Below are 484 nucleotides of genomic sequence, written 5' to 3' on the forward strand. Positions count from 1 at the left end.
GGCGGGTTCCAGTCATCGTCGCAACGGCTGATGGTCTGGTGAGGTTAGCAGGGCAGTGAAAAGCTCAGCGGGACTTCGGTTTCCGAGGACACTCCTGGGCCGGTTATTGATCTCGTACTCGACTGCGCGCAAATGCTCTGCGGTGTAGGCGTTCAGGGGGGTGCTTTTCGGGAAGTATTGCCGGAGCAGACCATTGGCATTTTCGTTGCTCCCGCGCTGCCACGGCGAGCGAGAGTCGCAGAAGTAGACCGGCGCGCCGAGGTCGGCGGTGATCTCGACGTGCCGGGCCATTTCGATGCCCTGATCCCATGTGATGGACCGGACCAGCGTCGCCGGCAAGTCGCTCATGGTGTCAGTGATCGCGACGCGGAGGGCGTCGGCATCGCGGACCGGTAGGTGTATCAGCCGAATCAGGCGCGTTTGTCGCTCGACGAGGGTGCCGATGGCCGAGCCTTGGTTCTTGCCGACGATGAGATCGCCTTCC

1 protein-coding gene is annotated in these 484 nt (G+C 62.6%); it reads right to left on the minus strand.

What is annotated here, in order from left to right:
* Positions 1-12 precede the first annotated feature (12 nt).
* Positions 13-484, minus strand: a 472-nt coding sequence (locus tag BST12_RS29445; protein WP_139802097.1) for an IS30 family transposase, incomplete at its 5' end; no start/stop codon positions are given.

This window comes from Mycobacterium angelicum (assembly GCF_002086155.1).
Taxonomy (GTDB): Bacteria; Actinomycetota; Actinomycetes; order Mycobacteriales; family Mycobacteriaceae; genus Mycobacterium; species Mycobacterium angelicum.